The 24718-nt window shown below is 55.4% G+C and carries 25 protein-coding genes and 1 tRNA gene; 10 read left to right on the top strand and 16 right to left on the bottom strand.

What is annotated here, in order from left to right; genetic code table 11:
* Positions 1–83: 83 nt before the first annotated feature.
* From FFB58_RS23110 to FFB58_RS00105, 5 genes are all read right to left on the bottom strand, one after another.
* A complete protein-coding gene (locus FFB58_RS23110) occupies positions 84–452 on the bottom strand; it encodes a hypothetical protein (RefSeq protein ID WP_156126928.1) in 369 nt (122 codons plus the stop codon).
* Positions 453–478: 26 nt separating this feature from the next.
* The gene (locus FFB58_RS00120; protein WP_197057151.1) at positions 479–895 is read right to left on the bottom strand and encodes a putative T6SS immunity periplasmic lipoprotein; all 417 of its coding nucleotides are present in this window, start codon (positions 893–895) and stop codon (positions 479–481) included.
* A complete protein-coding gene (locus tag FFB58_RS00115; RefSeq protein ID WP_039032289.1) occupies positions 892–1452 on the bottom strand; it encodes a hypothetical protein in 561 nt (186 codons plus the stop codon). Before FFB58_RS00115 ends, FFB58_RS00120 begins: the two co-directional genes overlap by 4 nt.
* Before the next feature lie 228 nt (positions 1453–1680).
* A complete protein-coding gene (locus FFB58_RS00110) occupies positions 1681–2091 on the bottom strand; it encodes a tautomerase family protein (protein WP_138368588.1) in 411 nt (136 codons plus the stop codon).
* 5 nt (positions 2092–2096) lie between these two features.
* A complete protein-coding gene (locus FFB58_RS00105) occupies positions 2097–2399 on the bottom strand; it encodes a carboxymuconolactone decarboxylase family protein (RefSeq protein WP_138368587.1) in 303 nt (100 codons plus the stop codon).
* 100 nt (positions 2400–2499) lie between these two features.
* On the opposite strand from FFB58_RS00105, the gene FFB58_RS00100 reads away from it, so the two are divergent.
* Together FFB58_RS00100 and leuA are read left to right on the top strand one after the other, a co-directional pair.
* Positions 2500–3384, top strand: a complete 885-nt coding sequence (locus FFB58_RS00100) for a LysR substrate-binding domain-containing protein (RefSeq protein ID WP_138368586.1) — start codon at positions 2500–2502, stop codon at positions 3382–3384.
* 94 nt (positions 3385–3478) lie between these two features.
* A complete protein-coding gene (gene leuA / locus FFB58_RS00095; RefSeq protein WP_138368585.1) occupies positions 3479–5155 on the top strand; it encodes a 2-isopropylmalate synthase in 1677 nt (558 codons plus the stop codon).
* Here the strand turns inward: leuA and FFB58_RS00090 are convergent.
* Positions 5107–5901, bottom strand: a complete 795-nt coding sequence (locus FFB58_RS00090; RefSeq protein ID WP_138368584.1) for a helix-turn-helix transcriptional regulator — start codon at positions 5899–5901, stop codon at positions 5107–5109. The two genes, leuA and FFB58_RS00090, sit on opposite strands and share 49 nt — an antisense overlap.
* A gap of 225 nt (positions 5902–6126) precedes the next feature.
* Here FFB58_RS00090 and FFB58_RS00085 point away from each other — a divergent pair, with 225 nt between their 5' ends.
* Positions 6127–7011 (top strand): SDR family oxidoreductase, encoded by an 885-nt coding sequence (locus FFB58_RS00085; protein WP_138368583.1) that lies wholly within the window; start codon positions 6127–6129, stop codon positions 7009–7011.
* Positions 7012–7298: 287 nt separating this feature from the next.
* Positions 7299–8276, top strand: a complete 978-nt coding sequence (locus FFB58_RS00080) for a hypothetical protein (RefSeq protein ID WP_039032284.1) — start codon at positions 7299–7301, stop codon at positions 8274–8276.
* A gap of 175 nt (positions 8277–8451) precedes the next feature.
* Here the strand turns inward: FFB58_RS00080 and FFB58_RS00075 are convergent, their stop codons facing one another.
* From FFB58_RS00075 to FFB58_RS00065, 3 genes are all read right to left on the bottom strand, one after another.
* Positions 8452–10383 carry a bifunctional diguanylate cyclase/phosphodiesterase gene (locus FFB58_RS00075; RefSeq protein WP_039032283.1) on the bottom strand — a complete coding sequence of 644 codons (1932 nt, stop codon included), beginning with the start codon at positions 10381–10383 and terminating at the stop codon, positions 8452–8454.
* Positions 10384–10400: 17 nt separating this feature from the next.
* Positions 10401–10895, bottom strand: coding sequence for a molybdopterin-dependent oxidoreductase (locus FFB58_RS00070; RefSeq protein ID WP_138368582.1), 495 nt, complete (start codon positions 10893–10895; stop codon positions 10401–10403).
* Between the two features lie 306 nt (positions 10896–11201).
* On the bottom strand, positions 11202–12065 hold the full coding sequence (locus FFB58_RS00065; RefSeq protein WP_138368581.1) for a DMT family transporter: 864 nt from the start codon (positions 12063–12065) through the stop codon (positions 11202–11204).
* 207 nt (positions 12066–12272) lie between these two features.
* On the opposite strand from FFB58_RS00065, the gene FFB58_RS00060 reads away from it, so the two are divergent.
* The 5 genes from FFB58_RS00060 to FFB58_RS22965 all read left to right on the top strand — a co-directional run bounded on the left by FFB58_RS00060 (position 12273) and on the right by FFB58_RS22965 (position 15669).
* Positions 12273–13067, top strand: a complete 795-nt coding sequence (locus FFB58_RS00060; RefSeq protein WP_138368580.1) for an SDR family oxidoreductase — start codon at positions 12273–12275, stop codon at positions 13065–13067.
* Positions 13068–13119: 52 nt separating this feature from the next.
* Positions 13120–13701: an NTP transferase domain-containing protein gene (locus FFB58_RS00055; RefSeq protein WP_138368579.1), complete on the top strand. Its 582-nt coding sequence runs from the start codon at positions 13120–13122 to the stop codon at positions 13699–13701.
* Positions 13702–13813: 112 nt separating this feature from the next.
* Positions 13814–14050: a DUF1272 domain-containing protein gene (locus tag FFB58_RS00050; protein WP_039032278.1), complete on the top strand. Its 237-nt coding sequence runs from the start codon at positions 13814–13816 to the stop codon at positions 14048–14050.
* A 25-nt stretch (positions 14051–14075) separates the two neighbouring features.
* A complete protein-coding gene (locus FFB58_RS00045) occupies positions 14076–15446 on the top strand; it encodes an aminopeptidase P family protein (RefSeq protein WP_138368578.1) in 1371 nt (456 codons plus the stop codon).
* A gap of 91 nt (positions 15447–15537) precedes the next feature.
* Positions 15538–15669 (top strand): hypothetical protein, encoded by a 132-nt coding sequence (locus FFB58_RS22965; RefSeq protein ID WP_286172407.1) that lies wholly within the window; start codon positions 15538–15540, stop codon positions 15667–15669.
* A 40-nt stretch (positions 15670–15709) separates the two neighbouring features.
* On the opposite strand, the gene ampC is transcribed toward FFB58_RS22965, so the two are convergent.
* The 5 genes from ampC to FFB58_RS00020 all read right to left on the bottom strand — a co-directional run bounded on the left by ampC (position 15710) and on the right by FFB58_RS00020 (position 21840).
* Positions 15710–16852, bottom strand: coding sequence for a CMY2/MIR/ACT/EC family class C beta-lactamase (gene ampC / locus FFB58_RS00040; protein ID WP_138368577.1), 1143 nt, complete (start codon positions 16850–16852; stop codon positions 15710–15712).
* A 95-nt stretch (positions 16853–16947) separates the two neighbouring features.
* Positions 16948–18012 (bottom strand): fimbrial protein, encoded by a 1065-nt coding sequence (locus tag FFB58_RS00035; RefSeq protein ID WP_138368576.1) that lies wholly within the window; start codon positions 18010–18012, stop codon positions 16948–16950.
* 2 nt (positions 18013–18014) lie between these two features.
* Positions 18015–20453, bottom strand: coding sequence for a fimbria/pilus outer membrane usher protein (locus FFB58_RS00030; RefSeq protein WP_138369224.1), 2439 nt, complete (start codon positions 20451–20453; stop codon positions 18015–18017).
* A 104-nt stretch (positions 20454–20557) separates the two neighbouring features.
* Positions 20558–21220: a molecular chaperone gene (locus tag FFB58_RS00025; RefSeq protein WP_138368575.1), complete on the bottom strand. Its 663-nt coding sequence runs from the start codon at positions 21218–21220 to the stop codon at positions 20558–20560.
* Between the two features lie 59 nt (positions 21221–21279).
* Entirely contained in the window at positions 21280–21840 is a 561-nt protein-coding gene (locus FFB58_RS00020) for a fimbrial protein (protein WP_138368574.1), read from the bottom strand.
* 904 nt (positions 21841–22744) lie between these two features.
* On the opposite strand from FFB58_RS00020, the gene FFB58_RS00015 reads away from it, so the two are divergent.
* Positions 22745–23848, top strand: coding sequence for an NADH:flavin oxidoreductase/NADH oxidase (locus FFB58_RS00015; RefSeq protein ID WP_138368573.1), 1104 nt, complete (start codon positions 22745–22747; stop codon positions 23846–23848).
* A gap of 47 nt (positions 23849–23895) precedes the next feature.
* Here the strand turns inward: FFB58_RS00015 and FFB58_RS00010 are convergent, their stop codons facing one another.
* Together FFB58_RS00010 and FFB58_RS00005 are read right to left on the bottom strand one after the other, a co-directional pair.
* Positions 23896–24357 (bottom strand): transposase, encoded by a 462-nt coding sequence (locus tag FFB58_RS00010; protein ID WP_138368572.1) that lies wholly within the window; start codon positions 24355–24357, stop codon positions 23896–23898.
* Between the two features lie 135 nt (positions 24358–24492).
* Positions 24493–24580: transfer RNA gene (locus FFB58_RS00005), tRNA-Ser, on the bottom strand.
* Positions 24581–24718 lie beyond the last annotated feature (138 nt).

The raw sequence follows: 24718 nt of genomic DNA, 5'->3' as shown, positions 1-24718 counted from the left end.
GTTTTTCCTTAGGCTTAAGTTAGTTTTACCAGTGTAGAATTTGGAGATTTCGTTGCCATTTAACATATTAACTGCATCGTTCATCACCACGGAACAGTACTCAAATAAGGACAGTCGATGCCCGACCATAAATATATGACATGGCCAGTATTATCCTTAATAAAAACGTTATAATATTTTTCATTATCCACTATATAATTTGCCCGGTAGATTACCCCATTTTCTAAAGGAACCATAAAACAACTGTCTGGATAGGAAAGATGTTTTGAACGTCCACTCAGTAAAGATGAGTAGACTTTACCAATTGCCGAAAACTCATAATGACTAAGCACTTGATTTTTATTAACGCTGAAACAGACCCGATTTCCGTCAATAAACACCCCCCCTCTTCTTACATGCTGTGAATCTTTACTCACGCATCCGAACAGTAACGCAATCAGAGTAAGCAACATGATTTTTCTCATCCTTGATAAGCCCCTCAATCCTTTTCTGCATGCGCAGAAGTTATTTCTGAAGCCTTACCCGGGAAAGGGCAAACTGCGTTCCAGCCTAAATCAATGACCTGACCGTGGTTATCAATAATGAAAGTGTAATAGTACATTTTTTGGTTGACCGTATAGCGTGTCCCGTAGACTACAGCCTTTTCTAAATTGACATGAAAACATGTGTCAGGATAGGTCAATTGCGCGGAATAATTTCTAAGTAACTTATCAATTACATCGTGGTTGGGTGATAAGCTATAACTTTCTAAAACATCATTTTTATCAAGAGTAAAGCAGACGCGGTTACCCTCAATGTGAATTGCTTTTCTTTCTCCATATTGTGCTCCTTCTTTACCTTTACCTGGACATCCTGTAAGCAGAACGACTAAAGAAGTTATTAATAGTTTTTTCATCCTGGGAAACTCCCTAGCACCCTCTCATATTTTCGCATTAACACCAGAAAAGGTTCAGAGGGATCATAATCCTTGTAATCATGTAGGCGTTCACTGCCTTCGAACCCATAATGTTTCAACAACCAGTAATCGCTCACAATAGACGCCTGCTGTTCCAGACCGTAATCAAGCAGGTTTGCTTTATCCAGGCTGTAGGTGTAATCCGCCATCCATGAAAATGCACCGCGCATCCGTACCCACATGCCACGCTGATGCTGCCAGACATGCATCATTTCATGCAGAAAAAGATGTTGGGCGAACGGCGTGTCCTCTTTGCCCGGAATAGAAAAATCATCCTGATATGTGCCGGTTCGGAACCACATCTCACCATCAGGAGCCATAGCCCGGTTAGGATCCTGCAGATTAAAAGGAAGATAACTTTCACGATGGATCCAGACTTTATGATAATGAATGCTGTAACCATAAAGGGTACTGGCTAAGTTTATTTCACCAAGCCTTAACCGCCTTAACCCGCCTTCTTCAGTCTCTGCCCATTCAACAGAATTTGGATAATACATATCGTTATTCCCGGAGTGGTATTTGACGAAAAGCGTATCTCATTCACTCACGTACTTCCGGAGCAAAACATACATTAAATTAAAAATAAGAAATCATTGAGAAATATATTTAAATAACACATTCAACCGTCTATCTTATATTCAAAATTTATGACACGAAAAAAAACGCGCCAGTAAAACGGACGCGTAATAAAAAGCCTTAACAATGGCGGCAATTAATTCATAAATTCACTCGCCATGTAGTCGATGCGAAAACCCCTCCTCCGACAGCATTCGTCCCTGGCTGAAGCTCCACTCATCGGCGGTGTTGAACTGGATCATCACCATCACGTCATCCGGATGAATATTCAGCGCCCGGTGCAACTCTTCACACAGCCTGCGGCAGAGGTTCTGCTTCTGTGCAGACGAACGGGGCTTGCCCGCCAGAATGTGAAACTGAATAAAATTGTCGCTGCGCCCGCCGCTTTTGTAGTGGCGATCAAACAGGTGCCGCGTGGCCGGGATCTCCTCAAAAATCTGGAAGCGATCCCCCGGCGGAACCGCGAATTCTGCCTCCAGGCACTGCTGTAGGATGTCGGAGATCTGCGCTATCCGTGCGTCGCTGTATCCCGGACGCAGGGAAATACGGATGAAGGGCATCGGGATCACTCCTCTTCCAGGCAGCCGAGGGCGGAGACCGCCGCAGGCCAGCCGGCGTAGAACGCCAGATGGGTAAAGACTTCGGTGATTTCGTCCCGGCTCAGGCCGTTTTGCTGCGCGAAGTCGATATGCCAGGGCAGCTGCTGTACCCGGCCCAGCGCCGTCAGGGCACCGAGAGTAATCAGGCTGCGATCGCGCGGGGAGAGCGCGTCGCGTTTCCAGATATCATTGAAAAGCACCTCCTGGCTCAGCTCGGCCAGTTTCGGCGCGACGTGGCTCAGGGTTTCAGAAGTGAGTGATTTCGCCATCGTGTTCTCTCCGCATTGACAGTAAGGCGATTCTGGCGTCATATTTTCATCCTGAAAATCAAATTATATGCGGCGCACCATCCCGCATTTCAGGACGATTATGAACAAGCTTCCCCCGACGCTCGACCTCGACGCACTGCGCAGTTTTGTTACCGGCATTGAGTGCGGCAGCTTTGCCCTGGCCGCTACCCACCTCTGCCGCTCCACCTCGGCGGTAAGCGCCCAGCTCAAAAAGCTGGAGCAGCAGTGCGGCGCAGAGCTGGTGATGAAAAAAGGCCGCGGCCTGACGCTGACCCGCAACGGCGAAATCGTCATGGCGTACGCCCGCCGCATGCTGGCGCTGAATGACGAGGTGCAGTTCGCGTTGAAGGGCGAACGGTTGCAGGAGGAGATCCGCATCGGCATGCAGGAGGATTTTGGCGAGTCGTTGATGCCGGGGATCCTGGGGGAATTCAGACGCCACCATCCGGGGGTACGGATCGTTGCCCGGGTGGATCGCAACCGGGCGCTGCTCAACGCCTTTGATGATAACGCCCTTGATATGGTGCTGCTGTGGCAGAACGAGAGCGAACCGCGCAAGGGCACAGCGATCGGCCAGAGCCAGCTGGTGTGGATCCAGCCCCCGGAGATGGACATCGTCAGTCTGCTGGCCCGGGGCGAGCCTCTGCCGCTGGTGATGTTCGACAGCCCCTGCCTGATGCGCTCCCACGCCATCGACTGCCTGAACCGGGCGGGCATCCCCTGGCGGGTGGAGTTTGTCAGCCACAGCCTGAGCGGGATCTGGGCGGCAGTGCAGGCCGGGCTCGGCGTGACGCTGCGCACCCGGATCGGGATGCCGCCCAGGCTGCAGGTGACGGGAAGCGAGCTGCCCGCGCCGGGCAGGCTGGGGATTACGCTGGAGCAGCAGCACGGGAGCGAGTCACAGCAGCGCGCGCAGATGCTGCTGGCCCAGCTGATGGAGCAGGCCCTGCGTGCAGTGACGTAAATGGCGGATCCTCGCCACAGGTTGTCAGTTTTGCGCCAGTACCCTTCCCCGTTATTCGCCAGGATGAAAGCACGACATCACCTGGAGAATCACTATGTTGCGCAATCCCTCGCAAAAGTACGCGGCCTATACCCCGATTTCCTTACCCGACCGCCAGTGGCCGGATAAGACGCTGACCCACGCCCCGCGCTGGCTCTCTACCGATCTCCGCGACGGCAATCAGGCGCTGGCCGAGCCGATGGATATCCCCCGCAAGCTGCGCTTCTGGGAGCAGCTGCTCAAATGCGGCTTTAAGGAGATCGAGGTGGCTTTCCCCTCCGCCTCCGAAACGGACTTTCAGTTTGTGCGCCAGCTGATTGAGGAGCAGCGCATTCCGGATGACGTCACCATTCAGGTGCTCACCCAGGCCCGCAGGGATCTGATTGAGCGCACCTTCGCGTCGCTGGACGGCGTAAAACGCGCCACGGTGCATCTCTATAACGCCACCGCGCCGCTGTTCCGCGAGCTGGTATTTCGCCAGAGCAAGGAGGAGATTGTCCAGCTGGCCGTCAGCGCCACGCGCCAGATACGCGCGTTGTGCGAGGCCAACCCGCAGACGCACTGGACGTACGAATACTCGCCGGAAACCTTTTGCTTCACCGAGCCGGAATTCGCCCTGCAAATCTGCGAGGCGGTAGCCGATGTCTGGGAGCCCTCTGCCGAACGGCCGATGATTATCAACCTGCCCGCAACGGTGGAGGTCAACACGCCCAACGTCTATGCCGATCAGATCGAGTATTTCTGCCGTCACTTTTCCCGTCGGGAAGACGTCTGCATCAGCATCCATCCCCATAACGATCGCGGCAGCGGCGTCGCCAGTGCCGAACTGGCCCTGCTGGCAGGCGCTGACCGGGTTGAAGGTTGCCTGTTCGGCAACGGGGAGCGCACCGGGAACGTCTGCCTGGTGACGCTGGCGATGAACCTTTACAGCCAGGGCGTGCCGCCTGAGCTGGATTTCAGCGACATGAAGCAGGTGGTGGAGCTGGTGGAGCAGTGCAACCAGCTGCCGGTGCATCCCCGCCATCCTTACGCCGGGAAGCTGGCCTTTACCGCCTTCTCTGGCTCACATCAGGACGCCATCAAAAAGGGCTTTCACGCCCGGGAACAGTCCACCTCTCCGCGCTGGGAGATGCCTTACCTTCCGGTCGACCCGGAGGATATCGGCTGTAGCTATGAGGCGGTGATCCGCGTCAACAGCCAGTCCGGGAAAAGCGGTGCGGCCTGGATGCTGGAGCAAAATCATGGTCTGGTGCTGCCCCGTGCCCTGCAGCAGGACTTTAGCCGCCACGTTCAGGCGCATACCGACCGGGAAGGCACCGAGATGACGCTGAGCGCCCTGTGGCAGCTGTATCGCGAGTTGTACGGGCCGCATCAGCTCGCCCCTCGGCAGCTGCTGGATTACCGCACCGAGAGCCAGGCTGACGGCGGGCTGGCGCTGTGGGCCCGCGTCCAGACTGCGGAAGGTATTGTGACTCTGGAGGGGAAAGGCAACGGCCTGCTCTCAGCCGCCGCCAGCGCGATGAAAGCCTGCTTCAGTCTGTCCTTCGCCATTGAGGATTATCACGAGCATACGCTTGGCCGATGCAGCGAAAGCCGCTCGGCGGCCTATATCCGCTGCAGCTTTAAGCAGGGTGCGAGCCGCTGGGGGACGGGCATCGACAACGACGTTTCCCGGGCGTCGCTTCAGGCCTTGCTGAACGCATTGCCGGAGAGCGCCCCGGGCGGAAAGTAGTCGCTCGGTGCCACCCCGAGCGTGCGGCGAAACATCGCGCTAAAGGCGCTGTGGCTCTCATAACCGAGGTCCAGCGCCACCCGAAGCACCGACTGACCCTGCGCCAGTCGGTTCAGCGCCTCCATCAGCCGCGCCCTGCGCAGCCATTCGCTGAACGCCAGTCCGGTCTGCTGGCGAAAGTGCCGCAGCAGGGTGCGTTCGCTGATATTGAGCGTTTTGGCCGCGAGCATCGTAGTCCACTTTGTTCCCGGCTCGGCCTGGATCCGGCGGCAGAGTGCCAGCAGCGCAGGAGCCTGGGGTTCTGGAAGGTTGAACGGCAGCACGCTAATCCCCCGGATCTCATCGAGGATCAGCTCGTAAATACGTTCTGCGCGGCTTCCCGCACCGTAGCTCTCCGGCAGGTGCAGCGAGGCGATGATCAGCTCGCGAAGCAGGGTGGATATCTGCACCACCTGGCACACCGAAGGTAAATCCGCCCGGGCAAAGGGATCGATAAACAGCGTCCGCGCCGCCACGTTGCCGGTGATCAGCAGCCGATGCCGGGTCCCGGCAGGCAGCCAGACGCCCCGCCCCGGCGGCACAATCCAGAACCCCTGCCCGGTCTCCACCCGCACCACCCCGCTCAGGGTGTGCAGCAGCTGCGCGCAGTCGTGGCTGTGCCACGGCTCCGTTTCTCCATGGGTGTAATCATGGGCAAATGGCACCAGCGGCCGGGTTGTAAAGCTGAATTGTTTTTGTGTGGTCACAGGTTAACTCGTGGATGATTTATTTTGATGCTCGATGAGCGTGGCTTTTTTATACGTCAGCTTATGCATTCCTTTCCAGGAAAATAACACCCTGCTTCCTCATATGACATATTCAGAAAAATGCAAAAATATATCCAGAAGAAGAATAATCCGAATTACGTCCTGCATAAAGGTGCGTTGCGTCACAGTGGCTACGCTTTAAATTCATTGACTAAGGAGGTCGGGATGACATCAGGAAACACCACTTCAAAAAACTACCCACAACCCCCATTTGTGGAACAACCGCAACAAATGCCAGGACTGGCATCAGAGATGAAGCCAATCCCCTATCATGGCGAAACCAGTTATACCGGCTCGGGTCGACTCGCAGGTAAAAAAGCGCTTATTACCGGTGGTGATTCCGGTATTGGCCGCGCCGTGGCAATCGCCTATGCCCGTGAAGGTGCCGATGTGGCTATTGGCTATCTGCCGGAAGAAGAATCTGACGCCGCAGCGGTTATTGCCCTGATTCAGGCGGAAGGACGTAAGGCCGTAGCGATCCCGGGCGATATTCGTGTGGAATCGTTCTGTGAGACGCTGGTTGAGCGCGCCGTCACTGAACTGGGCGGCCTCGATATTTTAGTCAATAACGCGGGCAGACAGCAGTTCTGCGAGTCCATTGAAGATCTGACCACCGCCGCTTTCGACGCGACGTTCAAAACCAATGTGTATGCGCCGTTCTGGATCACCCGCGCGGCCGTGCGTCACCTGTCGGAAGGTGCCGTCATTATCAATACCTCTTCGGTTCAAGCGTTTAAGCCGAGCGAGATCCTGCTGGATTATGCCCAGACCAAAGCCTGTAACGTGGCCTTTACCAAATCACTGGCAAAACAGCTTGGACCGAAAGGTATTCGGGTGAATGCCGTGGCACCGGGCCCTTACTGGACCCCGCTGCAATCAAGCGGCGGCCAGCCGCAGGAGAAGGTGCAGCAGTTCGGGGAAGATACGCCGCTGGGCAGACCGGGTCAGCCCGTGGAGATCGCGCCGCTTTATGTTCTGCTGGCGTCTGAAGAGTGCTCTTATGCCTCCGGTCAGGTCTGGTGCTCAGACGGTGGTACCGGCGTAGCCTGATTCTGTTGTCTTTATTTATGACCTGCCTGACGGCTGGCGGACTTATTATAAATCCATTATTCGAAGCGGTAATGGATTTTAAAATTTCAAAAGCCGTCCGGCATAAAATTATCAACTATTATTAGATCGTTAATTTTTGTTTTTTTATTCCTTTAAGCTTGAAAGTCTAATTTGTTAAAAATGACATCCTCTGGCTCTTAAAGGGCTTAAATGTTGAAGTTGATAATGTTTCCTGTTTTTCAATCGGTTCCTGTTTCCGAACGCATATTAATTAAAGGGCAACAGCTATGACTCACATTCACGAACACGCTACGGTTAACACTACGTATCCCGATACGCGTCTGCCCGTGCCTGCCGCGAGCAGTAGCGCCGTATCCTGGGGTGCCATCTTTGCCGGCGCGGCCGCCGCCGCATCCCTGTCGCTGATTTTGCTGATGCTGGGCGCGGGTCTGGGCCTGACGTCCATCTCGCCCTGGGAGAGCCGCGGACTCGACGCCGGGACGGTGGGCATCGCAGCCATAGCCTGGCTGACGTTCACCCAAATCGTGGCGTCGGGCATGGGGGGTTATTTAGCCGGGCGACTGCGCACCAAATGGGTCGATGTACACACGGATGAAGTTTATTTCCGCGATACGGCCCACGGATTTTTGACATGGGCGGTGGCTGCGCTGGTTTCGGCTGCGCTGTTAACCAGCACCGTAGGCGCCATTATTGGCGGCGGGGCTAAGGTTGTGGGTACCGTTGCCGGTGGTGCTGCGACGGCTACAGCGGCGGGCGCTGCGGGTATGGCGAACGCTTCGTCTGGCGCACCTGGTAATCCAATGGATTATTTCGTGAATTCGATGTTCCGAGGAAATGCAGCTCCAGCACCTGCGGCACCGACAGACCCTGCCGCGGCTCCTGCTCCGGCAGCGCCAGCCGCGCCCGGCCAGGATTTGACGCCAGCCCAGTTAAGCGAAGTGACCGGTATTTTTGCTAACAGCATTAGCACCGGGGCGTTACCTGCAGAAGATCGTCAGTATGTCGCCCAGCTGATTGCGCAGAAGACCGGCATCAGTCAGCAAGAAGCTGAACAGCGTGTACAGGCCACCTATGACAAAGCCCAGGCCAAACTAAAAGAAACCAAGGAGAAAGCACAGCAAGCCGCTGATGCTGCACGTAAAGCCACAAGCTACCTGATGCTCTGGACATTCATCTCACTGCTGGCCGGTGCTTTCGTCGCCAGCCTGTGTGCGACCTACGGTGGCCGTCAACGTGACTTATAATTTTTAATTAAGCAGGAGGTTTAAAATGCGCTCACTATTACTGTTCTTTTTAGGCGTTCCTATCCCAATCATTATTCTGATTGCGCTGTTCTTCCACTAACAGCCGCCGCCTGAACATAAATGCCCGAAAGGGCATTTATGTTTTTAGCTACAAGCATCCTGTCTATTTTATCGTTTAACCGTTGCGGATCCTGCCAGCGATGCCCGGCTGAGGTTTCCCGAACAGATAGCCCTGGGCAAGATCGCAACCCAGCGCCTGAAGCCTTTCCAGCTGCTCCTGAGTTTCAACCCCTTCTGCAACCGCCTTCATATTGAGGGACTTCGCCATGCCGGTGATGAGCCTGATGATATTCAGGGCATCATCCTGGGTGGATATCGAATGTACGAAGGATTTGTCTATTTTGATTTTATCGAAGGCAAGCTTACTCAGACGGGAAAGCGAAGAGTATCCGGTCCCAAAATCATCAATAGAAATTTGCACGCCCCGGGCTCTGAGCTTATTGAGCGTCTTCAGCGGCGTATCGTTCTCGGTAAAGAGAGAGGACTCGGTCACTTCCAGCTCAAGGCGATCTGCCGACAGCCCACTCTCTTCCAGAATAGAGAGCACGATCCCGGCAAAGGCTTTGCTGCTCAACTGGATTGGCGAGACATTCACGGAAATTTTTGCCGGCACCGCCCAGGTCGCCGCTTCCCGGCAGGCAATCTCCAGCACATATTTACCCATCTCGTTGATCATGCCTGTTTTTTCAGCGGCAGGAACAAAAGTGTCCGGCGACAGGAGCCCTTTTAGCGGGTGTATCCAGCGAATAAGGGCTTCATAGCTGTAGATTTCCCGGGTGAATGAATCGACGATAGGCTGGTAATACACCACGAACTCTTTATTCGCTAACGCCATCGCCAGATCGTGTTCCAGGGTCCGGCTTTCCTGCAGCTTTTGCAGCATAAATGGCCGGAACACTTTTATCTTACCCGGGCCTTCACTTTTGGCCTCATACAGGGCCAGATCGGCGAATTTATACAGATAATCGGAGCGTCGTTCAGTGTCTGAGATAACAATACCCACGCAGGTGGCGATATTGATGATGGTGTTATAGATGGTGTACGGCTGGTTGATAGACGCGCAAATCTGTCGGGCTCGTGAAACGGCACTGCTCTCCGTCAGGCCACTTGAAAGAAACGCAAACTCATCGCCACCCAGGCGATAAAGCGTATCGGCGGTCAGGCTCATGGAAACCAGACGGTCGGATATCTGACGAAGTAACATATCGCCGACATCGTGACCATAGGTGTCATTGATCTCCTTGAAGCGATCCAAATCGAACAGCATCACCGCCACAGATTCACCGTTTTTCTCGGCGGTCTGGATAACTTTTTTAATGTTTTCCCAGAAAAGCTGACGGTTATTCATCCCGGTCAGGGAGTCATGGTAGACGTCATATTCCAGCTGCGTATTCTGGATTTGCAGTTTTTCTTTGGATTTCTGTAATTCTTCAGCAAGGCTTTTAACCTGAAGGTGCGCTTTAAGAATATTCCTGTTTTGAAAAAATATCATCACGCCCAGGATGCCGCTCAAAATGATCAGCAGTAATGAAGCAGCCGAATAAATATAGTAAAGCGTCTGTATTTTCAGGTTAGCTCTGTTTATCGAGTTAACGTCATTATCCAGTGCACTGGAGGAAAGGTGGCTAAGGGGGGCATCAAGCGTATGCATTTTGTCCAGATAGACCTGGATCTCTGAACGGTCCATCCTCTCAAGATGAGCATCAAGATATTTGAGGATGTTTTCGACATTTAAAGCGAGTTCATGGTGGGCCTTATTGCTGGCAATATAACGCCCAAGATCCCCTTCTTTCATCAAACCACTCTGGCTGAGCATAATGTCCAGACGCAGGCGCACATCATCGATGGTCAGGGCTTCACTTTGATTTGCATAAAGACCCAGCGTTGATTCGAAACGATAATACTCCGATACCAGCTGGGCCGCAGACCATGAATCCGTGTAGTGAGTCAGTTTTTGTAACTCTTGCTGCCTTTCATGTACAAGGAAAGAGATGTATCCAGTAGAGATAAATAGGAAAAAAATGATGCCCGCCAGTATCCTGTTCATGATGCGCGTCTGAACTCCTACTCAATATTCATTTTGCTGACCTGCCATGCTGATCTTGAATAAAAAATCTGACTATTCAGCTCGGGCATGCTGTCATATGGATACACAATGAATAACGGGCCTTTGTCACGGATACGCATATATTCGCCGTTGACTTTTAAGGCAAGAATAACATTGTATTTATTGAAGTCATTGAGAGGGATAACGGTAGTATAGTCATTAAGCGCAATGACCTTGACGATAGAACCTTTGGCGCCAACATACTCCATGAGCTTTCGTAGCGGAACGCCCGTAAAGGTTGTACGCCCATTGTACCAGGGAGAAGTGGTCTGGAAACTGACCAGGCCCAGTTTCTCAAGGCTGGCGATATCAAAAACGGCTTTCCCGTCTGCATTCGTATTTTGAATATTACCGGAGAGGGTTAAAAGGACTTTGCCTTCAGGTTTGGGAAGTTCACCCGCCCAGACCTGGGTGGCGACCACCAGGCTCAACAACATGACAATTAACCGCATACTGACCTCCCCTTTCTACCGGATTTTACGGAATTATAATTTAGTTAACATGCTATTTATATATGCGACCTGGCTATTATTGACGCACTAAGAACATTCACATTATAACTCATTAAAATCAATAGGTTAAATTTTTCTATTTTTTAAAACGATTAAGTAAAATCTGCACTGTTATTTGAATTACGCCAGATTTTATTCTGTCTGTACAAAAAATAAGCCACGCGCTTATTTAATGCAATTAAACACACAACAATATAAAGGTTTAATTTTTGTTTGTATGGGCCGGGAAGTTGGGGACTCTCTTCCTTATCTGAAATCATTTCGCTTAACCTTTTCGCGCTGTTTGCGATCGGCAGCGATAACCATCGCTATCCCCGCCAGCACCACCAGCGTGCAAATCACCATTCTTATATCCGGCACTTCCCCAAGAAATAACCCCCCGCCTGCGGCGGCAATACAGGGCACGCTCAGTTGCAGTGTGCTGGCGGTGGCTGAAGAGAGGGTGGCGACCAGGGCATACCAGAGCACATAGGCTACGCCGGAAGCCAGCCCGCCAGACAGCAGCGCAAGAAGGATGCCGCTGGCGTCAATCTGCACGGGTGCCTGTCGTATCAGGCTCCAGACCAGAATGACCGGTAAGCCGAGAATGAAATTCCCCGCCGTCGTGCCTGCTGGCGCTTTGATATTTTTACCGCGCACGGAATAGGCTCCCCACGCCATGCCAGAGGCCACCATGGTAATGGCGGCAAACAGAGGAGGCGCGGTGGCGCCGGGCAACAGAAGCGTAACGATCCCGCCAATGGCAATAAGAATGCCGCAGGCCTTAACCCCGCTCAGTTTCTCGCCTTTTATCACGCCCCAGCCAATCATGCAGACCTGAACTGCGCCAAACAGCAGCAATGCGCCTGTCGCCGTATTGAGCTGAACGTAAGCCAGCGAGAAGAACAAGACATAGGCGCACAGCAATACGGCGTCGATGATTTTCCAGCGTATCTCTTTCACCTTTCCGCGCGCCAGATGCCAGGCGAACAGCACCCCCGCTCCACCCAGCAATCTCAGCATGCTGAAGGTCTGCGGATCGGCGTGGCCGTTTTTAAGGGCGATGCGGCAGAGAATCGAGTTAGCGGCAAAGGCAGTTAACACAAAAAGCACCAGCAACAGCTTTTTCATACGCTTCCTGACGAGGATCGCCAGCACCCGGCTGGCGTTTGGTTCTTTGTCTTTACTGTAATGCAAAATCGCACGGATGACTGTTTCACTTCTCCACCGCAAAGATCAAAAAAACCCCGCACAGTGGTTGCATTATAAAACCAAATGCTCCACCCTTAATTCAGTTTCATTTTGAAACCAATCATTTTACAACCCAGAGGTATTACGATGACTACGCAACGTTCCACCGCTTTAATCACAGGTGCATCATCCGGGATCGGCGCGGTCTACGCCGACCGTCTCGCCGCGCGCGGCTACGATCTGGTGCTGGTCGCCCGCCGGGAAGCGCGCCTGCTGGCGCTGGCGGAACAGCTTGAGCAACATTATGGGGTTAAAGTCGCCACCCTGACGGCGGATCTTACCGATGAAACCGGGATCCGCGCCGTGGAAGAGCTCCTGCGCAGCAATACCGCTATCGACACCCTGATCAACAATGCCGGTACCGCCCAGATGGCCCCTTTCCTCGCGGGCGACGTGGCGCAACATCAGGCGATCAACATGCTCAACACCACCGCCCTGATGCGCCTCACGTATGCTCTGCTGCCGCGACTGGCGCAAAATAATCGCGGCACGCTGATTAACATCGCCTCGGTACTGTCGATCCACGCCCGGGCGGGCAGCGCGCTCTACAGCGCCACCAAAGCCTGGGTGCTGAACTTTACCCGTGGATTGCAGGAGGAGTTTGCCGACAGCAAGGTGCGCATTCAGGCGGTATTACCGGCGGCAACGGCCACGGAGATCTGGGAGCTGTCCGGCATCACCGCCGACGATCTGCCCGCCGGGTCGGTGATGACCACCGACAACATGGTGGATGCGGCGCTGGCGGGGCTCGATCAGGGTGAGCTGATTACCATTCCGCCGATGCACGATGAAGCGCTGTGGACGCGCTATGAAGAGGCGAGGCTGGCGCTGTTTGCCAGCGCCCGGACCGGCGAACCGGCGCCGCGCTATCTGACGCGCTGAAATTTGCGGTATATTTTTTATTTCCCCTCTCATCTTCACAACGGGATAAACAATGTCGGTCGACTGTATTATTACCGCCGCAGGACTCTCCTCCCGGATGGGGAAGTGGAAAATGATGCTGCCCTTACGGGATGGGACGATTCTCGATGCAAGCATTGAAAACGCACTGCAATTTTGCTCCCGAATCATCCTTGTCACCGGTTATCGCGCAGAAGCGTTGCAGGCCCGGTATCGCCATCAGGAAAGTGTGACGCTGGTTCATAATCCCGATTATGAAAAAGGGATGTTGGGTTCCGTTATTGCCGGTGCCCGGGCGGTAAAGACGGAGTACTGCTTTATCACCACAGGCGATCTACCCTGCCTGCACGGGGATGTTTACCGTGAGCTGTGGGCGTTACGTGCCGAGGGGGCGCTCCTGCCGCACTATCAGGGCACGCCGGGTCACCCTGTTCTGGTTGATAAAAACAGCCTGCTCCAGGCCATTGCCCGGCCGGATATCCGCACTATGCGCCAGGCGCTAATGCAGGGTAAACATCACAGCGTGTCTCTTGAACGCCCGGAAATCATTTTTGATATCGATACTCCGGACGATTTCAGGAAGCTGCAACTGCTGGTTAAAAAGAGCTCAGCGTGATTGTGGTCCATTTGAAATGTCCCTGCGACGCCCGCTGAGATCGGGGTGTCGCGGTTTTTTTTACTCTCTGTCATAGTGAAGAGGACGCAACTCACTGAACAGGATGAAAACCATGCTCGAGCTTCGCCCGAACTGCGAATGGTGTGACCGCGATCTGCACCCTGATGACCTGGACGCCCGGATCTGCTCCTTTGAATGCACCTTCTGCGCCGCCTGCGCCAACACCCATCTCAACCACCGCTGCCCCAACTGCCAGGGCGAACTGGTGCGCCGTCCGGTGCGTCCGGCGACGAAGCTGGTGAACGCGCCTGCCTCCACCGTGCGGGTGCATACGCAAAAACGATCCTGACTCCCATGCCTTAACGAGGTAAATAATGATCCAGCTGCAGACCGTTCCTGCTCCGCGCACCTTCCCCGACGTGGCCCCGGTGTTGCTCACCGATGCCACCCTGCTTGAGCGTAAAAACAGAGTACTGACCCGCATTAACGAGGCGGGTTTAGACGCCCTGGTGATCTATGCCGATAAGGAGCACGGAAGCAACTTTGAGTACCTGACCGGGTTTGTGCCGCGCTTCGAGGAGGGGCTGTTGATCCTGGATAAAACAGGTGCGGCGACGGTGATTCTGGGCAATGAGAACCTGAAAATGGCGAAGCATTCCCGCATTCCGGTTGCGCTCAAACACTGCCCATTTTTCTCGCTGCCCAACCAGCCGATGGAAAATGAAGCCTCGCTGGAGACGCTGTTTGGCGACGCGGGCCTGAGCGCGCATGGCCGAATCGGGGTGGTGGGCTGGAAGATGTTTACCGCGTCCGGGACGGATAATAAGCAGCTTTTCGATCTACCGTATTTTATCGTCAAGGCGCTGAAAAACAGCACCCCGGCAACGCTTGAAAACGCCACACACCTGTTTATCGGCGGTGATAACGGGGCGCGTATCACCAACAACGCGAACGAAATTGCGCACTATGAATACGGCGCGAATCTGGCCTCAACCTGCATGCTGAAAGCTATGGACGCGGTGGTACCGGGCATCCGCGAGACTGAGCTGGGTGCGCTGCTGGCGGCAGAGGGCCAGTATCAGACCGTGGTCACCATCGCCGCCGCCGGGCAGCGCTTTGAGAAGGCGAACTTTTATCCCACCTATAAAAAGCTGGAGCGCGGTCAGCCGCTGTCGATGACCACCGGGTTTAAGGGCGGGCTTTCCAGCCGGACCGGGTTCGTGATTGCCGACGAGAGCGAGTTGCCGGAGGGTCAGAACGATTATCTGGATCGGGTAGCGAAACCCTACTTTGCCGCCGTCGCCAGCTGGCTTGAAACTATCCATACCGGAATGCCGGGCGGTGAGATGTATGCCCATATCGAGCAGGTGCTTGATAAAGCGCAGTATGGCTGGCATCTGAATCCGGGCCACCTCAGCGCCGATGAGGAGTGGATGTCTTCGCCCATTTACCCCGGCTCAACCGAGACGCTGAAAAGCGGGATGATCCTGCAGATCGATATTATCCCCTCCGTGCCGGGCTATACCGGCGTAAGCGCCGAGGAGAGCATCGCTCTGGCGGACGAGGATTTGCAGGAGAAGATCCAGGCGGCGTACCCGGAGCTGTGGGCGCGGATCGTCACCCGTAAGGCGTACATTCGTGACGTATTAAATATCAGGCTGGCGGACGAGGTGATCCCGCTGTCGAATACCGTGGCGTATCTGCGTCCTTTCCTGCTGGCGAAGGAGCAGGCGTTTACCTGCTGAGCCGGTTTTTTGCCCGGCGGCGCTGCGCTTGCGCGGGCCTACAAGGGACAAGTTTCCCAGGCCGGGTAAGCGCAGCGCCAGCCGGGAATAGGTGGATAAGCAGCAGCTCGCACGCAAGACCTTTGAGCTGGTGATGCAGGAGAGCGACGAAACGACCATCCTGTTGCCGGTGACGCTGGTGGTGAGAGGGACTACGGTGGAAGGCGTTCAGCATCATCCGTGATGATATTTTCCCGGCACAGGGCCGGGAAAACAGACCTGTGCTACTGCAACGCCTCCAGGATCCGGTACGCCGCTTTCACCCGCTCGGCGTTGGGATAACTTTTGTTTGCCAGCATCACAATGCCAAGCTGCTTCTGCGGAATAAAAGCAATGTAGCTGCCAAACCCGCCGGTAGAGCCGGTTTTGTGAACCCACGAGGCCTGCACCGGCGGCTGTGCGGGGGTGATTGCCGTGGCCTCCCGCGCGGCCAGGGCGTTTTTGTTATCCGCGCCCTCCTCCAGCGTTGCTGAGGAGACCGGCCAGTTGAGCATCTCCCAGCCCAGCCCCTGATACATCTCCCCCACCTGCCAGTAGCGTGACTGGGCGATTTCCACCCCTTTCTTCAGCGAAGCGTCTTTGATGTTCTCTGGTTGCATGTTGGCCCTGAGCCAGCCCGCCATATCCACGATGGACGTTTTCACGCCGTAGGCCTCGGCATCAAGCATGCCCGGCGAGACGTGCACCGCTTTGCCGTCGCGGTAGCCCCAGGCGTAGTCCCCCTGCTCGCTGGCCGGGACGTTCACCCAGGTGTGGTTAAGATTCAGGGGCTTAAGCACCCGACTCGTCAGCGCCTGCTCAAAGCTCATCTTCGAGGGTTTGACCGCCAGGGCACCGAACAGCCCAATACTGGCGTTGGCGTACAGGCGTTGAGTGCCCGGGGCCCACTCCGGCTGCCAGGTCTGGTAGTATTTTTTCAGCGCGGCGGCATCGGTCACCTCTTCTGGCACCTGAAGCGGAAGACCGCCTGCGGTGTAGGTCGCCAGATGCAGAAGAGTGATGCCCTGCCACTGCCTGCCTGACAGCGCGTCCCAGTACTTGCTGGCCGGATCGCTGAGCGCTATCTCCCCCCGCGCCACCGCATCGCCGCCGAGCACCCCGGTGAAGGTTTTGCTCACCGAGCCCAGCTCGAACAGGGTTTGCCGGGTAACGGGCTTTTTCCCGGCGACATCCGCCACCCCTTGCGTAAAGTAATAGGCCTGGCCCTTATAGATGACCGCGACGGCCATCCCCGGGATCGCCTGGGCATTCATCAGCGCGGTCATGGTGGGGTTGACCGCCTGTGCGACCTGCGCCTCCTCCGGGGTGGCGGCAAGGGCGGAACCGGACAGGCAAACGAGGAGCGTACAGAGCAGGGATTTTTTCATCGTTATGATCTTTAGCGAAAAGTGAGAGCGCTATTTTGCAGACCTGGCGGGGAGATGTAAAACGGGCGCGCGAACCGACGCCCGTGCTCACAGGGCTAGTTATACTCCAGCGCAAAGGTGGCGGTAGTGTTTGCCCAGCCCGCCGTCACGGTCGGCTCCGTCTGCACCAGTTGGGCAACGAAGTGGAAAGGCTGAGCATTGGCCGCGTCCGTCGCGGTCACCTGTCCCAGCCCCGGCAGGTTTCCGGCTTCGTTGATGTGCAGGCTGCTGCCTGCCGACGGCGCACCGGAACCATTATTGCCGTAGCTCAGCTTGACCCCCACGCCGCTGGCGCTTGTTGGGCTTTGCGTGATGGCCAGGGTATCGGTGACACCGGTATCGGCAGGCGTGCCGAAAAAGCCAATTTTGATCGTCGCGGGCTGGGAACAATAGACCGGAATGGTAAACGTTTGTGCCGTCCCCGCCGTTTGCCCCACCCCTTTAAAGTCGGCGCGGTTCACCTTGCCCAGATCGACAAAAATGCTCGGGGTGGTCACGTTGCAACTGCCCGCCGAGCCGATATCCACGTTCATCGCCGTCAGATCGGCGCTGATGGGGGTGCCGGTGGTGCCTGAACCCGGGAGCTCGACATACAGTTTGCCGACGTTTCCCAGGGGCTGCGCGTTGGTGTGGTTGCCGCTGGTCAGGCTGACGTCGCCGGTTTTATAGAAGGTGATGAACGCTTTCACCACGATATGCTCCTGATTCAGCAGGGCATGATTTTCGCTGCTGCTACAGACTTCCTCGTCATGCACGCCGGAGCCGTCCAGGTAGTGTATCGGCCCGCCGTCACACTGGAAGCCCAGCGCGTAACCGATGCCGGGAATAGCCGACGCAAACACCATCCGCCCGTTGATAAAGGTCTCATTCCCGGTGCGCGTCTGGGCATAGTGGACGCTTAACGCACTCGCCTGCTGGGCCTGCTGGTCGCAGGTGAAGCGAAACCCGCTGCCGCTGTCGGCCATGATGCTGGTCATCTGGGTGTTATTACGCAGCGAAGGCAGATATTTGATGTTCTGAAAGTTAATGGTCATCTGCCCGGTGTCGCCGTTGCAGGCTGCCGCCCACACGCCGGGGCTGAACAGCCCGGCCACTATCAGAAGTAAATACATTAAGCGCATGATTAATTTCCTCCGGGAGATAAACAGGCGGCATAGATACGCTTCACCGCGTCCTGCTGGCCGCCAGCAATGTGGAACGGCAGCGTGCACCGGTGGGCCACCCCGTCGTCATCCCAGTTCACCTCCAGGGTGCCGTCATCCGGGATACCGCTCAGATAGACGGTTCCACCGTCGGCGACCATGCCGGTGGCGGCGGTATTATCACCCGCCAGCTGCGCGCTGGCGCCAAACGGCACCGGGCCCTGTTTGTCATGCAGGGTGAACAGCACGCGATGGCCGATATGGGTCTGGTAGTTGGCCTCGACCACCGCTCCACCGCCGGGGATCACCGTTGCGCCGAACTGTTCGACGTCGGTATCGCTGGTCATCGATTCGGTATCAAGAGTGATGACGTTCTTGTGATACGCCGTCAGGGTGGGCACCACCGCGTAGCCCCGCCAGTCGGTGTGGACGTTGCTGCCGTTCTGGACAGCCACGTTAGCGGCCCCCGGTGCCCGCACGATGGCAAAGCTGTCACCGAGATTTTGCCCCAGCGTGACGCCGTGCGGGTGCGCGACGATAGAGCCCGAGGCTCCCCAGGTGAGCTGGCTGCTGTCGCGGTCGCGTCGATAGCCGAGCTGCGCCTGACCGTAGCCGCCGTGGTAATCGAGGGAAGCGCCGCTGTTACTCCCCTGCCCCTGGCGGGCGTAGCCCTGCTGCACCGAGTAATAAAGGTTCGGGTTCTCTGGCACCGAGCCGTACATCGCCGCCTGGTGCGAGGTGTAGCCGCGGTTATCCGACGAGGTGGTGTAGCTGACGGAACTGCTGGCCAGCGCGCCGCCCAGCGGAATATTGACGTTGAACGACCAGGAGCGATCGGGATTGTTGTGGCTGCTGGATCGGGTGTAGTAGTAGCCGAGCCCCCAGGAGATACCTTTCCAGGCGCTGTAAAACCCGGCATGGAGCGTTTTGTCGCTGCGCTGGCTGTGCCAGTAATCCTGGGACCAGGCGGAAAACGACAGGTTCCCCACATCGCCGAGGGTCTGGCTGATGGCTATTTCTTCCCGGCTGCGTTTGTTGTCAATCAGCCCTTCGCGACGCTCAAGCATCATCGCCTCGCTGAAATCATAAAACCCGCTGGAGGAGTAGCGATAGCTGGCGAGGCTGAAGGTGGTACCCGCCTGGGCAAAACTTTTCTGATACTGCGCCCTCAGGGAATGGCCGTTGTAGCGCCTGCCGGAGGGCGCGGCGGTGCCTGCCAGCGTCAGGTCCGCGCCAAGAGATCCGAGCTCGCCTAAGCCGTGCCCCAACCCGAGGGCCAGGGCGTGATAATCGTCGGCAACCTGCGTGCCACCATAGAGCGTGAATGCGGCCGGTAATCCGTAAAACAGCGTGCCCTGGATAAAAACAGGCGAGCGGCTCTCATCCTCACCGGAGTGAAAGCGCCCGGCGCTGAGGCTGTATTTAACCCGGCCCTCGCGCAGCATAAACGGCACGGAGGAAAACGGCTGGGTGAAGGTGCGTTCCGACCCGTCGCTCTCCTTCACTTTGACCTCAAGGTCGCCGCTCTGCGCCGTCGGGTAGAGATCCTTGATGGCAAACGCCCCGGGCGAAACATAGGTTTCGTAGATCACGTAGCCGTGCTGGGAGACGGTGACTTTGGCGTTGCTGTGGGCCACGCCTCGGATCACCGGGGCAAAACCGCGCTGGCTGTCCGGGAGCATCTCCTCATTCGACATCAGCTGGACGCCGCGAAACTGCACGCTGTCGAACACGTCGCCGCTGGTGTAAGTATCCCCCATCCGCAGCTGGCTTTTCAGCGCCGTGACGTCCCGTTGCAGCCAGGTGCTGAGCGAATTCCAGCGCCGGGTGGTGTCATACTGCATCGACGAGGTATTGCGTAAGCGCCACGCCCCAAGGTTCACGCCGCTGCGCAGGCTCAGGAAGGTGGCGCGCCCGTCATGAGTGGACTGCCCGGTTTGCGATCCGCTGAGCGTGTAGTCGACAAACGCGGCCGGAATACCCTCATCCCAGCGCGCCGGATCGACGTAGCCACGGCTCTGCACGTTCATCGCCGCCTGGGGAATGCTCAGATTGAGACGCTGGGTGGAGAAGTCGAACGCGCTGCTGGCATCCGGGATGTATTCCCCGATGCGGGTAAAGGTCTCCCCTTCATGCAGCCGTTCAAATGACGAGAACGCGCTGACGTTGACGCCATATTCCGCCAGCTGCGGGGCCGTCAGCACCGGCGTCAGTTTGTCGTTCTCTTCCACAAAGGTGATGTTGCTCTCGCTCACCTGCTGACCGTTGACCCAGATGCTGACCGGATACGTACCGGGCTGCTGCCCGCCCGCTGAGGCAAAATAGTGCAGGTCGGCGGTTTTTTGCTGCGGGGAGCTTAGCTCCAGCGCCGCCGGATCGAAGTAATCCTCAGCCCTTACCAGCCCGGGCCTGCATAACATAAACAGCGCCGTGGGAACCGTCGCCAGCAGTAACGCGCCGCCGGACGAGGCCGTCTGCGCGCGGTGACGGCGTGATGTCTGCTTTTTCACCCTCGCTCCCCGGTTTACTGCTGCGCGGCGTCAGTGATACCGCCCGAATCATTAATGGCGCGCCACGTCACCTGCCCGGTGCCGCTAACCGTCCACGTCTGGCTGCTCATTGGGGCGATCATCCCCGGCTCGAAGATCTCTTTTCCGCCAACCGCCAGACTGTAAAAGGAGACGTAAAACGGCGTCGGGTTGTGGGCCACCAGCCGGTTGCCGCTGCGGGTAAAGGTCAGCTTCTGCCAGGCCTCTTTTGCGTCGCCCAGCCCTTTCGGTCGCCAGAAGAGCTTGAATTTGGATTTGACGTTGATCTGCAGCTTGTTGGACTCCCCTTTTTGCGTCGGGGAGATATTTTTCACGCACAGCCAGAAAACCGATTCCCGGTCACCGGGCAACGCCCCGCCGGTAAAGCCGATTCGCAGGACGTTCTCCTGCTCGGGATCGAGGCGAAAGAGCGGCGGTGTCACCACAAAAGGCACCGGGCGTTTATCGTCCGCGGCCAGGTTTTCCACCCACGACTGCACCAGGTACGGAACGTGGGTATCCATATTGGTCACCGTAATGGCGGCCTCGCGTTTACCTTCCTGATAAATAACGCGGGTTCCGCCCATAACGATGCCAGCCTGCGCGCTGGCGCAGAACAGGAAAAAAGAGGCCATCACAGCGGCAAGAAGCTGTTTCATCGTGCAATTACCATCGAAGTCAGAGAGATGAACAGGCGCGGGGCCTGCTCATGCGGGGATCAGTTGTAAACCATCAGGAAGTTTGCAACGCCGTTGGCCGCACCCGAGGTGACGGTTGCCACCGTGGAGGTGTAGTCAGCGAAAAACGGCACCGTGGCTTTACCGGAGGCCACCGGAACGCTGGCAGACACGCTCCCCAGGTTGACCTGCGAGCTGGATGCGCCACCGTTATACAATTTAATACCCACGCCCTTCGCTCCGCCTGCTACCGCCAGCAACGTGGCATCGTCGGCATCTTTTTGACCATCAAACAGCACCGCCACCGTCTTAACCGACGTCGGGCAGTTATCTATCTGAATTTTGAAGGGGGTTTTTGTGGTTTCGACATTGGCTGCGGTGAAATAGCTTGCGCTCCATTTCCCCAGATCCACCTTCACATCTTTGCTGGAGGTGGTGACATCGCAGGAGTTGTCGACGATTTCACCGCTGAACTCGACGACGCCGCCGGTGCTTTGCGTACCTGCGGCAGCGCCCGGGTTGGTGGTTATATTGTTAGAAAATGCCGCACCAGTAGCCAGAATGCCCATTATGGCTGCGGCGACGCGAAAGTGATTTTTCATTATTACACTCAACTTTAATTGTTATTCATGATGACGTTGACCGAAGCCCTCCGGTCGTGACATTCATCCCTTATGCGTTTCCCTTTAAATTAAAATGCCTCGTCTGGTTAACCGGAGTGCATTATTCCCCTGATTAATCGCCCTTTATGAATGAATAAAATACGTTTAATTCTTTTACGCACAGAAAAATGATATTTCCCGTAACAATAAAACACAACCATTGCACGACGACGTAAAACTGCGCGCCCATCAATGTATACATGTCAACATTGATATGCCTGATTAATATGGTTATTTTTGTATTGAGTTGCACCACAATGGTGAGATATAGCTACAGAAATATAACATTTAAGCGTTTAAAATGGCTACACAAGAAATCATCCCAGACCGTAAAAATAGCAGTGAAATTAATATTAGGAAAAATCCTAAGGAGGTATTTTAAATAAAAATCACAGCGTAAATGTTTACATTAATATATTCATCGTGACGCGGGATGCTTACGGAATTAATTTGTGATATTGATAATGACCGTGCGCAGAATACAAATTAAGCGCTGTATCTTCCCCTGCTCATGGTGGGCAGGGGATAATTTAAAAAGGGGAATCTGATGTGTACAGGTCTTTATGACAACGCCCGTCGCTATGCTGACGAGAAAAAATAGAGCATGCCAGCAAAACCAGCACCATCAGCGTGATGCTGATGGTGCTGTATCGTTTATGCCGCCAGGCTTTAATAACTTTACACTGACGCGCTTCTTGTCGGCCTCGGATAAGTCCATAAGCCCTAACCCGGATACGTTTGTAGCATAAAATGAACATTCATCTACCGGTATCCCTGCGTTATATTGCTGAGTATTCCAGCATTAAACACCCTGTTTCTAACGCTGCAATCTGGAGTGACATGTATGTCTCAACCCAAGCTGTTTACACCGTTACGTATCCGCAATCTTGAACTTGATAATCGCATCGTGATCGCCCCCATGTGTCAGTATTCCGCCGAAGAGGGCTGTATGAATGACTGGCACACTCTCCATCTGGGACAACTGGCGCTGTCCGGCGCGGGCCTGCTGACCATCGAGGCGGCAGCGGTCTCCCCTGAAGGCCGCATTACGTACGCGGACGTCGGGCTCTATGATGATAAAACCGAAGAAGCCATGGGCCAGGTGCTTAACACGATTCGTAAGTGGTCAAATATTCCTGTAGGCATTCAGCTGGCTCATGCGGGCCGCAAAGCTTCAACGTACAAGCCGTGGGAAAAGCAGGGCCAGATCCCACCCGATCGGCAGGGTGGCTGGCAAACTCTGGCCCCTTCGGCGGTGCCCTACAACGAGGGTTATATCCCGCCGACGGCCCTCGACAGCAACGGCCTGGCCGAAATCCGCAATCAGTTCGTCGAGGCCGCTAAGCGTGCCGCCAGACTGAATTTTGATCTGATTCAGATCCATGCTGCCCACGGCTATCTGCTGCACCAGTTCTTATCGCCGCTCTCTAACCAGCGCACGGATAATTACGGTGGTTCGCTGGAAAACAGAGCCCGCTTCCCGCTGGAGATTGTCGATGCGGTGCGCGAAGTCTTCCCTGCGGACAAAGCCATCAGCGTGCGTATCTCTGCGACGGACTGGGTGGACGGCGGATTTGACCTCGAGGAAGCGGTCGCGTTCTCTGAGATGCTGGAAGCGCACGGCGTCGACGCGATCCACGTCTCCAGCGGCGGCCTGCATCCTGACCAGAAAATTGCTGTCTATCCTGGCTATCAGGTGCCGCTGGCAAGAGCGGTTAAAGCGGCGGTCAACATTCCGGTGGTGGCGGTGGGGTTAATCACCGAGCCGGAGCATGCGGAATCTATCGTGGCGAGCGGGGATGCGGATATCATCGCCATCGCCCGAGGGGCGCTCTACAACCCACGCTGGCCGTGGCATGCGGCGGCGGCACTGGGTGCGCAGGTGCATGCGCCGGAACAGTATCTGCGCTGTCAGCCCCACACCCTGAAGAACCTGTTTAAGTCCTGATCCTTCTTAGGGCAAGTACCCGTGGTCACACGGGTACGCTTTATGCCTCAGCCCCGAAAAACGCCGACAGCAGCTGAGCTAATGATGAAGAGCGTAAACAAAACAACAAAGATCCAGCTAAACAAATAAAATGCATTACTCGCTCCTAATCCTCTGCGAGAGAGAAATACATTATCACCTGAGATAAATAACCCGGACACCTTGCGAAACTGAACAATATAATAAACGCAATAACCCAGCATCAGGAATATGAACAGGACACCAACGACCTTATCAATAACGATCGCAAGCAGCATGCTAGTGGCAATGATCGCTAAATAGACCACCGCTGCGGTCGATTCCATTTTTTTTAGTTTGTTTCTGATAGCACCATCGTGCAGCTCTTTCCAGCGTCGAAGTGTAGTGATACTGAAACCGTATTGTTCACACAACGCCTTATCAGGCATGCCTTCTTTAGCCTGTCGAAGAAAATCTGCGATATGTTCCTCTGTAAAACGCTTTCTGCTCATAGAGTCTCTTCCTTCGCAGAACCTGGGCGGGCGTTGCCCTCACCTGAAAAATGAGTAACTGAAAAGAGGCGGAGTGAGAAAGGTACAAATTTTAGATACAAAAAAGCCCGTTTTCACGGGCTTTTTTGCAGAATTTGGCGGAAGCGTAGAGATTCGAACTCTAGAACCCTTTCGGGTCGCCGGTTTTCAAGACCGGTGCCTTCAACCGCTCGGCCACGCTTCCAAAGTGAGGCGCACTATAAACATCTCTGCGCGCTATGTAAAGGGGTGAATTGAAGAATTTGATAATGTGATGGTTTTTGCGTCTTTCGCATACCATCGCCGGGTGGCGCTACGCTTACCCGGCCTACGAATTTAGTAG

The organism is Enterobacter sp. MF024 (genome assembly GCF_005843915.1).
Classification (GTDB): Bacteria; Pseudomonadota; Gammaproteobacteria; order Enterobacterales; family Enterobacteriaceae; genus Enterobacter; species Enterobacter barmai.
The sequence above is the reverse complement of the archived record's forward strand: the minus strand, read 5'-3'. Positions and strand labels throughout refer to the sequence as shown.

Excerpts from the sequence above, each read along its gene's own strand:
- FFB58_RS23110 (WP_156126928.1), bottom strand. The coding sequence starts at position 452 with ATGTTGCTTACTCTGATTGCGTTACTGTTCGGATGCGTGAGTAAAGAT.
- FFB58_RS00120 (WP_197057151.1), bottom strand. The coding sequence starts at position 895 with ATGAAAAAACTATTAATAACTTCTTTAGTCGTTCTGCTTACAGGATGT.
- FFB58_RS00115 (WP_039032289.1), bottom strand. The coding sequence starts at position 1,452 with ATGTATTATCCAAATTCTGTTGAATGGGCAGAGACTGAAGAAGGCGGG.
- FFB58_RS00110 (WP_138368588.1), bottom strand. The coding sequence starts at position 2,091 with ATGCCCTTCATCCGTATTTCCCTGCGTCCGGGATACAGCGACGCACGG.
- FFB58_RS00105 (WP_138368587.1), bottom strand. The coding sequence starts at position 2,399 with ATGGCGAAATCACTCACTTCTGAAACCCTGAGCCACGTCGCGCCGAAA.
- FFB58_RS00100 (WP_138368586.1), top strand. The coding sequence starts at position 2,500 with ATGAACAAGCTTCCCCCGACGCTCGACCTCGACGCACTGCGCAGTTTT.
- leuA (WP_138368585.1), top strand. The coding sequence starts at position 3,479 with ATGTTGCGCAATCCCTCGCAAAAGTACGCGGCCTATACCCCGATTTCC.
- FFB58_RS00085 (WP_138368583.1), top strand. The coding sequence starts at position 6,127 with ATGACATCAGGAAACACCACTTCAAAAAACTACCCACAACCCCCATTT.
- FFB58_RS00080 (WP_039032284.1), top strand. The coding sequence starts at position 7,299 with ATGACTCACATTCACGAACACGCTACGGTTAACACTACGTATCCCGAT.
- FFB58_RS00075 (WP_039032283.1), bottom strand. The coding sequence starts at position 10,383 with ATGAACAGGATACTGGCGGGCATCATTTTTTTCCTATTTATCTCTACT.
- FFB58_RS00070 (WP_138368582.1), bottom strand. The coding sequence starts at position 10,895 with ATGCGGTTAATTGTCATGTTGTTGAGCCTGGTGGTCGCCACCCAGGTC.
- FFB58_RS00065 (WP_138368581.1), bottom strand. The coding sequence starts at position 12,065 with ATGAAAAAGCTGTTGCTGGTGCTTTTTGTGTTAACTGCCTTTGCCGCT.
- FFB58_RS00060 (WP_138368580.1), top strand. The coding sequence starts at position 12,273 with ATGACTACGCAACGTTCCACCGCTTTAATCACAGGTGCATCATCCGGG.
- FFB58_RS00055 (WP_138368579.1), top strand. The coding sequence starts at position 13,120 with ATGTCGGTCGACTGTATTATTACCGCCGCAGGACTCTCCTCCCGGATG.
- FFB58_RS00050 (WP_039032278.1), top strand. The coding sequence starts at position 13,814 with ATGCTCGAGCTTCGCCCGAACTGCGAATGGTGTGACCGCGATCTGCAC.
- FFB58_RS00045 (WP_138368578.1), top strand. The coding sequence starts at position 14,076 with ATGATCCAGCTGCAGACCGTTCCTGCTCCGCGCACCTTCCCCGACGTG.
- ampC (WP_138368577.1), bottom strand. The coding sequence starts at position 16,852 with ATGAAAAAATCCCTGCTCTGTACGCTCCTCGTTTGCCTGTCCGGTTCC.
- FFB58_RS00035 (WP_138368576.1), bottom strand. The coding sequence starts at position 18,012 with ATGCGCTTAATGTATTTACTTCTGATAGTGGCCGGGCTGTTCAGCCCC.
- FFB58_RS00030 (WP_138369224.1), bottom strand. The coding sequence starts at position 20,453 with ATGTTATGCAGGCCCGGGCTGGTAAGGGCTGAGGATTACTTCGATCCG.
- FFB58_RS00025 (WP_138368575.1), bottom strand. The coding sequence starts at position 21,220 with ATGAAACAGCTTCTTGCCGCTGTGATGGCCTCTTTTTTCCTGTTCTGC.
- FFB58_RS00020 (WP_138368574.1), bottom strand. The coding sequence starts at position 21,840 with ATGAAAAATCACTTTCGCGTCGCCGCAGCCATAATGGGCATTCTGGCT.
- FFB58_RS00015 (WP_138368573.1), top strand. The coding sequence starts at position 22,745 with ATGTCTCAACCCAAGCTGTTTACACCGTTACGTATCCGCAATCTTGAA.
- FFB58_RS00010 (WP_138368572.1), bottom strand. The coding sequence starts at position 24,357 with ATGAGCAGAAAGCGTTTTACAGAGGAACATATCGCAGATTTTCTTCGA.